The organism is Mesorhizobium sp. M8A.F.Ca.ET.057.01.1.1 (assembly GCF_003952565.1).
In the GTDB taxonomy this organism is placed as follows: Bacteria; Pseudomonadota; Alphaproteobacteria; order Rhizobiales; family Rhizobiaceae; genus Mesorhizobium.
Map to the genome: position 1 here is coordinate 5,763,935 of NZ_CP034454.1, position 13,286 is coordinate 5,777,220.

12 protein-coding genes are annotated in these 13,286 nt (G+C 64.0%); 3 read left to right on the forward strand and 9 right to left on the reverse strand.

Annotated features, from left to right (window positions below; genetic code table 11):
- Nucleotides 1-63: 63 nt before the first annotated feature.
- Nucleotides 64-1,086: a nucleotidyltransferase family protein gene (locus EJ077_RS27390; protein ID WP_208697754.1), complete on the forward strand. Its 1,023-nt coding sequence runs from the start codon at nt 64-66 to the stop codon at nt 1,084-1,086.
- 8 nt (nt 1,087-1,094) lie between these two features.
- Here the strand turns inward: EJ077_RS27390 and EJ077_RS27395 are convergent, their stop codons facing one another.
- The 4 genes from EJ077_RS27395 to EJ077_RS32440 all read right to left on the reverse strand — a co-directional run bounded on the left by EJ077_RS27395 (nt 1,095) and on the right by EJ077_RS32440 (nt 3,340).
- On the reverse strand, nt 1,095-2,078 hold the full coding sequence (locus EJ077_RS27395; RefSeq protein ID WP_208697756.1) for a serine kinase: 984 nt from the start codon (nt 2,076-2,078) through the stop codon (nt 1,095-1,097).
- Nucleotides 2,075-2,509, reverse strand: a complete 435-nt coding sequence (locus EJ077_RS27400; protein ID WP_208697758.1) for a lasso peptide biosynthesis B2 protein — start codon at nt 2,507-2,509, stop codon at nt 2,075-2,077. The genes EJ077_RS27395 and EJ077_RS27400 overlap by 4 nt, the downstream gene beginning before the upstream one ends.
- Nucleotides 2,510-2,521: 12 nt before the next feature.
- Complete coding sequence (locus EJ077_RS27405) at nt 2,522-2,812, reverse strand: PqqD family protein (RefSeq protein ID WP_208697760.1); 291 nt, start codon at nt 2,810-2,812, stop codon at nt 2,522-2,524.
- 432 nt (nt 2,813-3,244) lie between these two features.
- Nucleotides 3,245-3,340, reverse strand: coding sequence for a DUF2259 domain-containing protein (locus EJ077_RS32440; RefSeq protein WP_245458565.1), 96 nt, complete (start codon nt 3,338-3,340; stop codon nt 3,245-3,247).
- Between the two features lie 269 nt (nt 3,341-3,609).
- Between EJ077_RS32440 and EJ077_RS27415 the strand changes: the two genes are divergently transcribed.
- Entirely contained in the window at nt 3,610-5,517 is a 1,908-nt protein-coding gene (locus EJ077_RS27415; protein ID WP_208697761.1) for a propionyl-CoA synthetase, read from the forward strand.
- A gap of 146 nt (nt 5,518-5,663) precedes the next feature.
- Entirely contained in the window at nt 5,664-6,746 is a 1,083-nt protein-coding gene (locus EJ077_RS27420; RefSeq protein WP_208697762.1) for an acyltransferase family protein, read from the forward strand.
- A 126-nt stretch (nt 6,747-6,872) separates the two neighbouring features.
- Here the strand turns inward: EJ077_RS27420 and EJ077_RS27425 are convergent, their stop codons facing one another.
- The 5 genes from EJ077_RS27425 to EJ077_RS27445 form a co-directional block, all read right to left on the reverse strand.
- The gene (locus tag EJ077_RS27425; protein WP_208697763.1) at nt 6,873-9,254 is read right to left on the reverse strand and encodes a polysaccharide biosynthesis tyrosine autokinase; all 2,382 of its coding nucleotides are present in this window, start codon (nt 9,252-9,254) and stop codon (nt 6,873-6,875) included.
- Nucleotides 9,255-9,402: 148 nt separating this feature from the next.
- On the reverse strand, nt 9,403-10,299 hold the full coding sequence (locus tag EJ077_RS27430; RefSeq protein ID WP_208697764.1) for a UTP--glucose-1-phosphate uridylyltransferase: 897 nt from the start codon (nt 10,297-10,299) through the stop codon (nt 9,403-9,405).
- A gap of 74 nt (nt 10,300-10,373) precedes the next feature.
- Nucleotides 10,374-11,342 (reverse strand): glycosyltransferase family 2 protein, encoded by a 969-nt coding sequence (locus EJ077_RS27435; protein ID WP_208697765.1) that lies wholly within the window; start codon nt 11,340-11,342, stop codon nt 10,374-10,376.
- Nucleotides 11,332-12,282, reverse strand: a complete 951-nt coding sequence (locus tag EJ077_RS27440; RefSeq protein WP_208697767.1) for a glycosyltransferase — start codon at nt 12,280-12,282, stop codon at nt 11,332-11,334. Before EJ077_RS27440 ends, EJ077_RS27435 begins: the two co-directional genes overlap by 11 nt.
- Nucleotides 12,282-13,271, reverse strand: a complete 990-nt coding sequence (locus EJ077_RS27445) for a glycosyltransferase family 2 protein (protein WP_208697769.1) — start codon at nt 13,269-13,271, stop codon at nt 12,282-12,284. The genes EJ077_RS27440 and EJ077_RS27445 overlap by 1 nt, the downstream gene beginning before the upstream one ends.
- Nucleotides 13,272-13,286: the final 15 nt, after the last annotated feature.

The following is a 13,286-nucleotide window of genomic DNA, read 5'->3' on the forward strand; positions in this document are numbered from 1 at the left end:
TTCAGCCGCACTTTTCTGTAACCATTCTGGACTAGCCACTTAGCGATGGATGTGCCCGGATTGATGCTGCCGTCCCTCACCCCCGCCGAAGAAAGACTTCTGCTGCGCTTCGCCGACCCGGAGGCCGCGGCGGTGGAGGACAATTTGTCGGCAAAGGCTCTGTCGGCTCTGCTCGACAATGCCGAATTCCACGGCGTCCTGCCGATCATGCTGCGCAAACTCAGGGAGCGCGGCGACGCGCACCTGCCGTCGGACGCTGGCTTGCTGGACAAACTCGACGACCTGCGCCAGAAGGCGACGATCGCCACCGGCCAGTCGATGCTGCTGCAGTATCATGGCGACCGCATCATGAAGGGGATGGCGGCGGAGGGCATTCCAGCGCGGATCGTCAAGGGGCCGGTCTTCGCGCGAAAACTCTACCGTAACATTTCCGACCGGCCGTTCACCGACATCGACATCCTCGTCGAGCCCGCCAACCTTGCCAGGGCAAACCAGGTGATCGCGGCGTCAGGCTTCGAGCTTGGCAGCAACGAGGCCGAATCCTACCTGCTGCAGGAATTCAAATGGTTGGAAAAGGAGAATTCCAGCCTGCTGGTCGAGCTGCATGGCGACCTTGTGCACGACACCGGCATGCGTCGCCGCCTGTCATTGGGTTTTCGAGAGCTGGGCATCATTGACGGCGAGGCGACGGACACGCCGGCAGCCCTTTTGACGATCGCCATCGTGCATGCCGCCGGCGGGCATAAATTCCACCGGCTGCAGCTTTGTGTCGACGTGCTGCAAGGCGTGCGGACGTTGCGATCACCTGAATCGGAAACCCGCGTGCTCGAGGCCGCCCGCATGACCGGGATCGAACTCGAACTGGCGATCGTGCTCAACGTGACCGGCCGCCTGTTCGACGAACCGCATGCGCTCGAACTCGCCGGACGGATCAAACCCGACCTGTCGATACGGCTGGCCAAGAAGCTGATCACGACAAACACGCTGCTCAGAGTCAATTCCCGGGAGAAGATCGGCTCGCGCCTGCGCCGCGATGCCTTTCGCTGGATTCAGCGGCTGGCCAAGGCCAGGCCATACGCCGCTTAAAGCGGCCGTCAGTCCCGTAGTGTCAATGTGGCGCTTATCAGCGCCGCCGCATCGGCTGGGCGCGCGCCTACTTCCAAGGTGAAGGTCGGCACCGAAGCGACCAGTTTGCCGATCGTCGCCAGCCGGCGTTTTTGCAGCGGCAGCAGGCCGGTCGCGCCGGTTCGAACGTTGTCCATCGCCAGCGCCACCATGGCGTCGGTCCTGGCCATCGGCACGAGCCGGGTCTCTTCGTCAGCGGATCTCGCGAGATGCAGGAGCGCGGCCACCGGGCGGGCGGTCGGGGTTTCGATTTTCACGATCCCGCCCAGCTTTTCCAGAGAAACAGCCTGTTCGCCATTGCGGTCCCAGGATGGCCCGAGGCATGCCGCCACCTGCGGGATCATTCGCGCAGTCTTCTCATGGATCTTGACGTGGCGCGGCAAACCCCAGGCAACCGGCGTGGCGCCAGAGACGTCCAGGATCATGGCGTCATCGGAGCACAGGCCGAAACCTTGTATTGCCAGGGCCAGCGAGGTCGTGGTCTTGCCGGTGCCGCTCGGGGCATGGACCAGCACGACGGCATCCCGGCCCGGGAGCGTCAGGCCCGCGGTGTGCAGCATATGCTGGCCGCCGGCATCGAGCGCGGCGTCCAGCATCAGCATCGATGGCGTCCAGGCGGCCTTGCTGTCGGGCACGATGCGGAGCCGAGCCCAGCCCTTCTCGTTGATCTCGACGGTCTGGCGTCCTGGCAGGACCAGATGGACGCTGGCGCCGTGGGCGATCATCCGGCAGTAGCCGTCGTCCGGTATCTCGCCCTCGAAGACCAGGGATCCTTCAGGTGTCTCGTTCAGCGCTGGCGCTTCGTCGATGTCGAGATGAAAATCCGCTTCGGTCGAACCTTCGATGCGAAGGCCGGCGAGCATCCTGTCGAAGTCTAGCCACAGCTCGGCGCGGTCGGCCGAAATGCCGAGAACCTGACCATTGAGATCATAGAAGACGCAAGGTCTGGTCAAGCGGGGCGTACCTTCGTGGCACGGTCATGGTGGCGATAGATCTCGACCATGCCGGGAAGGCTGTCGCTGACCACCGGCCTGCCGTCGAGGCAGACCCAGCAATGCGCCGACAGCCGGGACGCTTGCAGCGACTTCGGATCGACGCCGAAGCGCAACTCCGGATCGAAGCCGGCAAGGCGCAGGAAACGGTGGCCGAGCAATCCTTCCCGCAGGCATCTGCGGTCGCGCATCAGCCAGGGATGGCGGACAGTGTGGTTGACGCGAGCGACAATGTAGGCGGCTGGCAAGCCGCGATAGGGCGTCGGCGAGGCGAGCGGCGCCCATTTCAGCACCTCCTCGAAGCTGCGGTTGGCAATGAGGACCGGCATCAGCCGCGCGTTTGCCCAGAGATGGCAGCGGAACAAGGCGCGCAGGAGAGGACTGTCCGCCATCAAACAGTACCTTCAGCTATCAAGCCCTGGAGCGGCCAGAATGCCTTCCGAGACCAGATCGGCGGCCAGCGCCGCCATGTCCTCGTCAAGCGTGCCCCTGTCGACCTCGAACTCCTCGCAAAGCAGGCCGACGATCTGGCCGAGGCTACGGGCGCCATCCACCTTGTCGAGAAAGGCTTCGGTCGTGCCGTTGCAGGTGTAGAGCTGGCCGCTGCGGGCCAGAAGCACGACCGCGCCGTCACCGACATGCTGGACCGAGGCATCGTCCGCCAATCGCAGAACCGTTCCAGAGGCAATTTCCATCACGAACCCCAAAAGCCATGCAAAACCCCGAAATGAGATAGCGCGGTGGTGGAGCGCTGTCTATCGGCCGGCTGGGGATGGCCGGCGCAGCTCTGTGTGAACGACAGGCTCTTGTAAGGCCGCAACATCCGTCTGAAGCCGAAAATCGCCCCAGAAATAGTCGCCGGAATGACGCGCCAGGCGAGTGGGTGACCGACAGGACCGTTGCTTTTCTTCCCTGAGGTAAGGTAAGAACTCCCCGGGTCTTGGGGAGATAGGGTATGCGTTACAATTGGGAGCGGGCTCCGACGACTTTCGAACGTCATCGAAAAGCTCTCGCCACAGCCATTTTGATCTTCGGCGGCGTCGGCCTCATGCTGGTGGCCTTGCCGATCTAGCGTGAGCGACTTTTGTCCAGCAAATCCGGTTCTTTAGCGGCTATCGACGGGTTGCTCAGCGGGCTTGTCCGGTCACCGCGATGAAGCGGCGATCGCGCCCTTCAAAGCCCTGGCTGAAGCGCTGCACCAGCACAACGATCACCGCCGGCATGCTGGCCGGTGTGTATCATAGGATTCCGACAGGCTGCAGCCCGGGCCGGCCTTGTCCTCATGCAGGGTCTTGAATCAGCACAATCGCCGGCCTTGCCGCGATAGACCAACGATGGCGCATTCGTTCACCCCCTTGATGCCGCACTTCACGACACCGCGCCTATCAGGTCAAGACGCGGCCGCCTGAGACGAAAATGCAGGGAGACATCGCCCGAAGAAACAACATAGGCTATTGGCGAGGACGACAAATGGTTCCTGGGGAGGATATGGATGGCTTCACGCTATCACGAGGTCTATGACGGCTGGAAACGCGACCCGGAAAAATTCTGGGCCGACGCGGCCGAGGCCATCGACTGGTATTCGCCCTGGGACAAGGTGTTCGATGCCGCAGCCGGCGTCTATGGCCGCTGGTTCACCGGCGCGACCTGCAACACCTGCTACAACGCCCTTGACCGGCATGTCGCCGGCGGGCGGGCCGACCAGATCGCACTGATCCATGACAGCGCCATCACCGGAACGGTGAAGAAGTTCACCTATGCCGAGTTGAAACGCGAAGTGGTGGCGCTGACTTCGGTGCTGAAGAACCGCGGCATCGGCAAGGGCGACCGCGTCATCATCTATATGCCGATGGTGGCGGAAGCGGCCATCGCCATGCTCGCCTGCGCCCGCATCGGCGCCGTGCACTCGGTCGTGTTCGGTGGCTTTGCCTCGCATGAGCTTGCCACCCGCATCGACGACGCGAAGCCGAAACTGATCGTCTCGGCCTCCTGCGGCCTGGAGCCAGGCCGGGTCGTCGCCTACAAGCCGCTGCTCGACAGAGCGATCGAGATATCCCGCCATAAGCCGGACGCCTGCCTGATCCTGCAGCGCGATCAGTTGCGCTGCGATTTGAAGGACCATTTCGACATCGACTATGCCGACGCCGTCGCCCGCGAGCGGGCGGCCGGCGCCAATGTCGACTGCGTGCCGGTGCTGGCCACCGACCCGCTCTACATCATCTACACCTCGGGCACGACCGGCCAGCCCAAGGGCATCGTGCGCGACAATGGCGGCCACATGGTCGCGCTGAAATGGACGATGGACAACGAGTTCGGCGTCAAGCCGGGAGAAGTGTTCTGGGCAGCGTCCGATGTCGGCTGGGTGGTCGGCCATTCCTACATCGTCTACGGACCGCTGCTGCATGGCTGCACCAGCGTGCTCTTCGAAGGCAAGCCGATCGGCACGCCCGATGCCGGCACCTACTGGCGGGTGATCTCGGAGCACGGCGTGGTCGCGCTGTTCACGGCGCCGACCGCCTTCCGCGCCATCAAGGGGCAGGACCCCAAGGGCGAGTTCGTGCCGAAATACGATCTGTCGAAATTCCGCACGCTGTTCCTCGCCGGCGAACGCGCCGACCCCGAAACCATCAAATGGGCGGAGCAGAAGCTCAACGTGCCGGTGGTCGACCATTGGTGGCAGACCGAAACCGGTTCGCCGATGACGATCAACCCGGCCGGGCTCGGCCTCTTGCCGGTGAAATACGGCTCGCCCGGGGTGCCGATGCCGGGCTACGACATCCGTGTGCTCGACGATGCCGGCCACGAAGTGCCGCGCGGCACGCTCGGCAATGTCGTGGTCAAGCTGCCGCTGCCGGCCGGCTGCCTGCCAACGCTATGGAATGCCGACGACCGCTTCCGCCAGGCCTATCTCGATGAGTTCCCCGGCTTCTACAAGACGGCGGATGCCGGCATGGTCGACGAGGATGGCTATCTCTACGTAATGGCACGCACCGACGACATCATCAATGTCGCCGGCCACCGGCTGTCGACCGGCGCGATGGAAGAGGTGCTGGCCGCCCATCCCGATGTCGCCGAATGCGCCGTCGTCGGCATCGCCGATGCGATGAAGGGGCAAATTCCGCTCGGTTTCGTGGTGCTGAACGCCGGTGTCGCGCGCGACGGCGGCGCCATCGAGAAGGAGGTCGTCGCGCTGGTGCGCGAGCGCATCGGCCCGGTCGCCGCCTTCAAGACGGTGGTGACGATCAAGCGGCTGCCCAAAACACGGTCCGGCAAGATCCTGCGCGGCACCATGCAGAAGATCGCCGACAAGGAAGCGTGGACGATGCCGGCGACCATCGACGACCCCGCCATCCTCGAGGAAATCACGGCGGCTCTGACCGAGCGTGGGATCGGGGTTTGACAGGCACTGCCGGCACTTGAGCGGGGCTGTCTTTCCGAGATGTTGCGGCACGGCGAACTTTGTGATGGATGCATCGCACAATCGTTGATTGTGCAATGCAACACTCCGCCTTACAGTTCGCGTGGGGGGCCATTCGATGGGATCGCATGGCTCAGCAAAAAACAACGTTCGGCGGCATCGACATCCTGCGGTTTCTCGCCGCCGTGCTGGTCATGGTCTACCACCACGGCTTCTGGGTGCGGGCCTATCCCGACGGCATCTCGGCGCAAGCGACCGGCGGCGTTCCCGCACAGCCCGGTATCGGCGCCTGGGCCGAATCCGGGTGGGTCGGCGTCGAAATCTTCTTCGTCATCAGCGGTTTCGTCATAGCCTTCAGCGCCGAGAATTCGACGCCGCTGCGCTTTTTCGAGGCAAGGATCAAAAGGCTGGCGCCCGCGGTGTGGATCTGTGCGCCGATCACCGCGGCGCTGTTGCTGCTGATTGGCTTGAGCTGGCCGACCGATGCGGTGGTAAGGCTCGCCCGAACGGCCCTGTTCGCGCCCTATGGTCCGTGGGTCGACAGCGTCTATTGGACGCTCGGCATCGAGATCGCCTTCTACGCCATCGTCTGGGTCCTGCTGCGGCTCGGCCGCTTCCATCTGATGGAAGTGGTTGCCATCGTCATCGGGCTGGTCAGCACGCTGTTCTGGTGCCTGTACTATCCGCTCGGCTGGTCCGACCTCGCCGAGACGCGCTGGCTGCAGCTCATCCTGGTGCATCATGGCTGTTTCTTCGCGGTCGGCGTGCTCATCTGGCTGATGCGGTTCAAGGCGGTGACGGCCTCTCGCCTCGGCTTCTGCCTGCTGTTCCTCGGTGGCGGAGTGCTGCAGATCGCGAGTTCGGTCGACGTCCACAGCATCAAGGTCGGAGCCGTGATGCCTTACGCACCGCCAATCCTGATCTTCCTCGTGGCCATCGCGCTGATGGCGTGGTCGCTCAAGCTCAACCTCAGCTGGAGCGGCTGGCGGCGGATCGGCCTGATGACCTATCCGCTGTATTTGATCCACGACGTCATCGGCGCGGCGATGCTCGGCGCCATGGTGCGCGCCGGTGTACCTTATCTCGTGTCGATGGCCGTGGTCGGCGCGACCATGATCGTGGCAAGCTGGCTGGTGGCGACCGAAGCCGAACCGCGCATCCGGCTGCTGCTTGATCACACCGTCTTCCGCTACCGGCTGAAGGCGGCATAGCCGTACTTCCAGCTTCGCGGCGCTTCATGTCCAGCCGCATCAGCGCGGCGGGACGACCGAAGCTTTGCGTAGTCTCGAAACAAGAAGCGTAGCGCACTCTCAGGAGACGGCGAGCAACGGCCTATCTCAGACCGCTGCCTTCGAGCGCACCTCGGACTTATCGAGATAGTAGCTCGAGTACTTGTCGAAGAATTTCTCCGATGCGCCGAACGATCCGTATTTGGCCAGCTTCTTCAGGTCGACCTTGTTCAGCACCGCGCCGACGATCTTGTTGGCGACATAGGGTTCGGATTCCAGCATCGAGCGCACCATGGCGCGCGGCGTGCGGCCCCATTCGGTGACCAGCACGAAGCCGTCGACGAGCGGTGCGAAGGCCTTGGCGTCGACAACCGGGCCGAGCGGCGGCAGATCGACGACGATGTATTCGAACGTCTCCTTGGCGTTCTCGATGAAGCGCCGCATGCCGGCCGAGGAAAGAAGCTCGCTGGTGTGCGAGAAATGCCCACGCGACACGGCCGGGATGATGGCGAGCTTGGTCTGCCTGTCGATCTTGCCGACGGACTGCCATGTCTGGCCGCTCACCACTGCTTCCATCAACCCTTGCTCGGCTTCCATGCCGAGGCTGCGGCTGAGGCCCGGATTGCGTAGGTCGCCGTCGATGAGCAGCGTCCTGGCGCCATTGGCGGCGAGCAGCCCGGCGAGATTGGCCGCGACCGTCGACTTGCCTTCGCCGGGCAGGACCGAGATCACGCCGATGACGCGGCTGCCTTGCCCTTCCATGACGACGTCGAAGGCGATCTTGGCGCTGCGCAGCGTTTCGGAGAACATCGATGCCGGAGCGTCGATGCTCACCCGCATTCGCGCCCGCTTTTCGATGGCGGCCGGCGATCTGGCGACCTTGAGATCTGGCTCGGCCGGCTTGTCTTCCTTCGTCGGTTTGCTGCCGATGGTGGGCAGGTAACCGAGGAATTTGAGGCCGACGCGATCGCGCACCTCCTCGCCGGTCCTGAAGAACCGTTCGTTGAACTCGTTGAGGCCGCCGAAGCCGGCGCCCATCAGAACGCCGAGCACCAGCGAAAGACCGAGCACGATCATGGTGCGCGGGCTCGAGGCGGCAAGCGGCGTCGACGCATCCGAGATGATGCGGATCTTGCCGACCGGGAAGGACTGCTGCTGGGCGGCTTCCTCGTAGCGGCTGAGGAAGGTCTGGTAGAGTGTGGTCAGCGCCGTCGCCTTCTGGTTGAGATCACGCAGCTGGACCTGCGACTGGTTGTCGATGGAGCTCTTGCCCTGCGCGGCGGCGACATTGGCCCTGAGCGCGGTCTCGCGCGCCAGCGCCACCTCGTATTCGTTGCGGTAGCTTTCGGTGAGTTGCTTCAGTTCGCCGAAGATCTGCGCCGATATGTCGGCCTTCTCCTTGGCGAGCGCCACCGCCTGCGGATGCTGCGGGCCGAAATTCGCTTCGACATCCTGCTGCCGTTTGGCGACGGTGAGATAGCGGGTCTTCAGCGCTCCGATGACCGAGCTGCTTGGCTGGTCGCTGGATATTGCGGCGTCCTTGAAAGCGTTGTCCGAGCCGCTGTCGACGATCGACTTGTATTGCTGGTAGCGGGCGCTGGCACGCGCGGTGTCGGCCTGCGCCACGATGAGCTGGGCATTCAGGTCGGCGAGCTGCTTGTCGCTCATCAGCTGGCCGTCACTGTTGGCGGACAGGCCGTGTTCGGCCCTGAATTTCTCGACCGCCAGCGATGCCTGCTGCGAGCTTTCGCGCAGTTCGGTCAGCCGGCCCTGAAGCCAGACCGCCGCGCGCTCGGTGGCGTCGAAACTGGCATCGAGCTGATCGGCGAGATAGGCGTCGGCATAGGCCTTCGTGATGGCCTTCGCCAGCGCCGGATCCGTCGCCTGGTAGCCAAGCGCGATGACGTAGCTTCGTCCGACGCGATCCGCCTGGATCTCGTTCTGCAGCTTGAGGATGGCGTAGTCACGGCCGGATGCGGCAATCAATGCATCGCGCGCGGCGGGGTCGAGCTTGGAGATATCGCCGACGCCCGGCATGACCGGGCTTGGCCGGACATACTGGATCAGTCCGCGGATCATGCCGACGCCCTGGGCAAGCGCTGATTGCGGCGGGTTCATGAAGGCTTCGTTCTGGTCGAGCTTGAGCTTGTCGACGACCACGGCGGCAAGCCGGGTCGAGGTCAGAATCTCGATCTGGCTGAGGATGGCCGAATCGGTCTGCATGGTCGTCGATGCCGCCGAGATGTCGTCGACGATCTTGTTCAGCCCCTCATCGATCAGCACGCTGGAGACCGACACGAATTTTGGCGGCGTGGTCTGCAGATAGAGCATGCCCAGGAAAAGGCCGATGACGGCGCACACGCCAACCACCTTGGCCTGCCGTGCGGCCATGCCAAGCAGCCGCTCGATATCGATGAAGTCGTCGCCGTCTCCTGCGTCCGAATTCGGCAATGGCATCCTCTTGTCTAGAGGAAAGTTGGCATAATTCATCTTCGGTCCAATTCTGGCTTGTCTCGCTCGCAGGCCCCAGAAAGATCGGGAGCATTGGCGGACGCGACACACGCTTGGTGCCGGACAGTGCGGAGCCGGTCGGCCCCTCCGCCGTCAGCCACCCGACAATACTCCCGAAAGATGGGCATTATGCGGCTTCTTCCTGGCGTTCATGCGTCCGGACGAACTCCCGGAGCATCTCGAAAACCGGGCCCTTCATGTCGTTGCGCGCCAGCGCGAAGGCGATATTGGCCTGGATGAACCCTTCCTTGGAACCGCAGTCGAACATGCGGCCCTTGAAAGGCTGGGCAAAGAATGGCTGCTCCTGCGACAGGCGGACCATGGCGTCGGTCAGCTGGATCTCATTGCCGGCGCCGCGTTGCTGGTTGCCCAGAAGCTGGAAAATCTCGGGCTGCAGGATGTAGCGGCCGTTGATGTAGAAGTTCGAGGGCGCGTTGGCCGGCGCAGGCTTTTCGACCATGGCCGTCACCTCGAAGCCGCCGCCAATGTCGGCGCCACGGCCGACGATGCCGTATTTGTTGGTCTCAGTGGGTTCGCAGCGCTCGACGGCGATGACGTTGCCGCCAGTCTCGGCATAGAGGTCGGTGATCTCGGCCAGGCATCCGCGCCCGCCGAAGGAGACCATGTCAGGCAAAAGCAGGGCGAAGGGCTCGTTGCCGATGACCTCGCGCGCGCACCAGACGGCATGGCCGAGGCCTTGCGGCGATTGCTGGCGGATGAAGGAGGTGGCGCCGGCCACCGGCAGCATGCTTTCGAGCGCCTCCAGCTGAGTCTTCTTGCCGGTCTGCTCCAGGGTTCCGATCAGTTCCGGATGGAGGTCGAAATAATCCTCGATGACCGCCTTGTTGCGGCCGGTGACGAAGACGATGTGCTCGATCCCGGCCTCGAAGGCCTCGTCCACCGCATATTGCACGACGGGCCTGTCGACCACCGGAAGCATTTCCTTCGGCATCGACTTGGTCGCCGGCAGGAACCTTGTTCCAAGCCCCGCCACCGGTATCACGGCCTTCCTGATTTTCTTCATCGCAAATTCCTTCTGAGGAGATCGACTACAGTCCATTCACAGGCCACGAAAAATCCCTCCATGTGCCTGCATCTTCACCTCCCCACCCCCACGGCAAACTGTGCCGCTACCCTTCGCAACCGCACGGCGATCGGCATGCCCATGTGCCTGACCGCCGCCGGGTCGCTGAGCGCCGTCCGGATCGCCTTGAGCGGGGACCGCGCCTTGATGTGCTGGACCATCGCCAGGAACGAGGCCGCCTTGCGCAAGCTGCGGCCGCGCCGGGCGAAGGCTGCCTGGGCCTCCTCGTCCATCCGATGGGTTTGCGCGAATTCGGCATCCGCCTTGCGCATCGCCTCGACATGATGAGGCTCGAGCACCCGCGAGATGGAACCGCTACGGATATGATAGGCATAGCCGATATCGGGCTCGACCACGCATCTGCCGCCCATGGCCAGGGCTTCGGCAAACAGGATGTAGTCTTCGCCGATCCTCAGTTCCTCATCATAACGCAGCCGGTTTTCATCGAGGAAACTGCGCAGGAAGATCGGCTTGAGGTAGCCGAGATTGAATTTCGATTCGAAGACGACATTGCCGGCGATGTAGGTGGCCAGCGAAATCTCGCGCAGTCCTTCCAGATACTGGCGCGGGAACATCGCGTCCTCGACCACGCCGTCCTTACGGACGACCTGGAGATTATCGACGGCGATCTGGGCACCCGCCTTTTCGGCGCGGTCGATCATGGCGGCGAGACGGCCGGGAAAGACGGCATCGTCGGAATCGAGAACCGCGATCCACCTGCCGCGGGCGGCATCGAGCCCGGCATTCCTGGCCCCACCGGGGCCCCTGTTGTTGTCCAGCGCCACGACGCGCACGATGTGCTCGGGATAGGCCCGCGCCACATCCAGGGTGCCGTCACGCGACTTGTCGTCAACGACGACGATCTCGACGCTGACACCCTTCTGGGCGATGGCGCTGGCGATCGCCCGATCGAGGGTTGCCTCGGCGTTGTAGGCGGCAATCACAAAAGAAACATCGGGAACGGAGGAAATGTCAGGCCGCACGCTTGCCTCCTTCCCCTGGTGAAGGCTGGCCGTAGAGGCGCAGTTCGCGGACGCCGACAAGGCCGCTGACGACGCCTACATGCATGATGCCGCGCAGCACGCTGCGGTTCCTGCGTATCGGGCTGGCGACAACCGGAAGTGCGGCGGCAAAGCAATAAGCAGCCTTTGCCGCGGCAAGGCCGGCTTGCTTCACCCGCGCAATGCCGCCGGCGTCGCGACCCAGGAGATGGCCGTGCGTCTGGCCGACCCGGAAACGGCGGCGGCTGAGCCAGTCGAACGCGGCCCTGGCCCGTGGCACAGCCTCATCCACCCATGCCTCCGGCGCAAAGGCGATCCGACCGCCTGCCTTGTGCATCTGGTCGAAGAATTCGGTGTCCTCGCCGCCGGTCTGGCCGCGCGCCAGGCTGAAGCGGCGGCCGCGCAGGCTGTCCGATCCCGTGCGGAGCAGGACGTTGCAGGTGTAGCCGGTGCGGATTTCGCCACGCACGCGGACCGGCAAGGTGGAATGGAAATCGCCGCGGCGCATCCAGTCCGGCGCATCCGGACGGTAAAGCGCGCGCACCGGGCCGAGCACGGCTGTTGCACCGCTTTCCTCAGCTGTCGCGACCAGCTCGGCCAGCCAGCGGGCGGTGGCGGTTTCGTCGTCGTCGATGAAGGCCAGAAAATCCGCTTCGCTGGCATCGAGGCAAGCGTTGCGGGCAATCGAGATGTTGCGCGCCGGGCAGTGCTGGTAGCGGACCGGCAGCTTCAATTCCTGTGACAGCGCCGTCACCAACTCCCTGGCGCTTGGCGTGTCGTCATTGTCGGCGACGATGACGCCGACCTCGAAGCCGTCAGGCATGGCAAGAGAGGCGAGCGAGCGCAGCGTCTCGGCCAGTTCCGGCCGCCGGAACGTGCACACGCCGATGTCGATGCCGCGGTTCCTGGTCTGAGCCGCCATCACGCCGCCCTCCCCCGTGCGCCGAGGCCGAGAAGCTGCAGCCAGAAGCCGACGGACCAGCCGAAATGCATGACCATCGCCGGGACTCCGGCAAGCGCGATATCGGCATTGCGCTGGCTGATGGCCGTCACCAGGCCGTAGCCAAGGCACACCGCCACCCACAGCAACAGCGGCAGCGCCGCAATCCAGTGCACGAAGGAGAAGGCCGCGAGAAGGACCACCGGGAAGACCGCCAGCGGCACCATCTGCCTAAGCTTCGGGATCACCCGATGTTTCAGCACGTTCTTGGCCCGGCCGCGACCATAGCCGAGGTACTGGAAATAGAGGCTGCGCAGCGAGGTGCGCGGATAATAGACCATCTGCGTCCTGCCGCTCATCCAGATCCTGTAGCCGGCTTGCCTCAGCCGATAGTCGAGTTCCGCATCCTCGTTGTGGCTGAACGTCTCGTCATAGCCGCCGACGGCCTGGAAGGCCGAAATCCGCATCAGCGCGTGATGGCCGTGGTCGACCCATTCTCCGGCGGAGAGATGGCGATGCTTGGAGCCGCCGGTGCCGAGCTTGGAGTTCTGCGCCGCCGCCGCCGCCTTCTGCACGGTGCCGCTGCCGCTGGTCAGCATCGAAACCACGACCGAATCGGCGCCGCTGCCCTGCGCCTCCTCGACGAGCCGGTCGCAATAGTCGTCGGGATAGCCGCCATGGGCATCGATGCGGATCAGATATTGCGCGCCCTCGCCAAATCTGGCCACCGCCAGGTTGATCGCCGCGCTCTGGATGCGCTTTTCATTGTGAAGCAGCACGATGCGCGGATCGTTCTTCTGGCGCTCGCCGACGATGGCCAGCGTGCCGTCGGTGCTGCCGCCATCGGCAACGACGATCCGCGCGCCAAGCCGTTCCGCCGCCGGGCAGAGCTGGTCGAGCAGCGCACCGATATGGGTTGCCTCGTTGAGACATGGGATCACGATCAGGCTGGGGGCAAGCGCTTGCGTCATCGGGCGATGTCCATC

What these genes read in the sequence shown, in the direction of transcription:
- EJ077_RS27390 (WP_208697754.1), top strand. Translation starts at nt 64, where the DNA reads ATGCTGCCGTCCCTCACCCCCGCCGAAGAAAGACTTCTGCTGCGCTTC.
- EJ077_RS27400 (WP_208697758.1), bottom strand. Translation starts at nt 2,509, where the DNA reads ATGGCGGACAGTCCTCTCCTGCGCGCCTTGTTCCGCTGCCATCTCTGG.
- EJ077_RS27405 (WP_208697760.1), bottom strand. Translation starts at nt 2,812, where the DNA reads ATGGAAATTGCCTCTGGAACGGTTCTGCGATTGGCGGACGATGCCTCG.
- EJ077_RS32440 (WP_245458565.1), bottom strand. Translation starts at nt 3,340, where the DNA reads ATGCCGGCGGTGATCGTTGTGCTGGTGCAGCGCTTCAGCCAGGGCTTT.
- EJ077_RS27415 (WP_208697761.1), top strand. Translation starts at nt 3,610, where the DNA reads ATGGCTTCACGCTATCACGAGGTCTATGACGGCTGGAAACGCGACCCG.
- EJ077_RS27420 (WP_208697762.1), top strand. Translation starts at nt 5,664, where the DNA reads ATGGCTCAGCAAAAAACAACGTTCGGCGGCATCGACATCCTGCGGTTT.
- EJ077_RS27425 (WP_208697763.1), bottom strand. Translation starts at nt 9,254, where the DNA reads ATGAATTATGCCAACTTTCCTCTAGACAAGAGGATGCCATTGCCGAAT.
- EJ077_RS27430 (WP_208697764.1), bottom strand. Translation starts at nt 10,299, where the DNA reads ATGAAGAAAATCAGGAAGGCCGTGATACCGGTGGCGGGGCTTGGAACA.
- EJ077_RS27440 (WP_208697767.1), bottom strand. Translation starts at nt 12,282, where the DNA reads ATGGCGGCTCAGACCAGGAACCGCGGCATCGACATCGGCGTGTGCACG.
- EJ077_RS27445 (WP_208697769.1), bottom strand. Translation starts at nt 13,271, where the DNA reads ATGACGCAAGCGCTTGCCCCCAGCCTGATCGTGATCCCATGTCTCAAC.